Annotated in this window: 1 pseudogene; it reads right to left on the bottom strand. The window is 44.2% G+C overall.

What is annotated here, in order from left to right:
• Window positions 1-676, bottom strand: a pseudogene (locus R8O11_RS28135) (AraC family transcriptional regulator); the annotation flags it as partial.

Raw genomic sequence — 676 nt, 5'->3', positions numbered from 1 at the left:
GTGATGGAATCTCTCTCCACTGGCAATTTTGACGAGATATAATCGACGCTGGTTTTTATAGACTGAGCAACATGGTCAACTAATAGATTTCTAACCTGAATTTGCTTTCTTAACTGTTGGTTACTCGTCAATAATACGCGGCTTTGATGCCTTAGCTGGTTGGTCTTTAGAGTGACCTGAGCAGCAAGCTCTCGGTTTGCTTGCATAACATATCGTGATCGCCAGTACATGATAAGACCGATAAGCGTAGAAATTGAGACGAAAAAGCCTAATATCGCAAGCTGGGATAGATACCATGGTTTGAGCACTTCAAAACGAGACTCTAAACCAACAACGCCCGCCGTTACCTGTGACTCGTTACTCACTTGAAGGTGGTATTCCCCAGAGTTGAGGTGCTCTAAGGTTAACTGACCCCCTTCTAAGGTCTGCCATCGATCGTCTTCGTTTAAGCGGTAGTACAGGTTCTGGCTATCCGGTTTAGGCATGATGCCAAAGACAAAACTCAGCGAAGAACCATAAGGCAGCTTAATCCCATCAAGGTCGGAACTCCCCACTTGGATTACATCGTTTTCAAGCATCACTTGGCTAACAATAAAGCGGGATTCTGGCGGGTTTGACACCAATAGTTTTGAAGCCTCCGCTTTAACTAATCCATATTTTGAGCCTAAAACAAGTT

It is taken from the genome of Vibrio sp. 1288 (genome assembly GCF_033344475.1).
The sequence above is the reverse complement of the archived record's forward strand: the minus strand, read 5'-3'. Positions and strand labels throughout refer to the sequence as shown.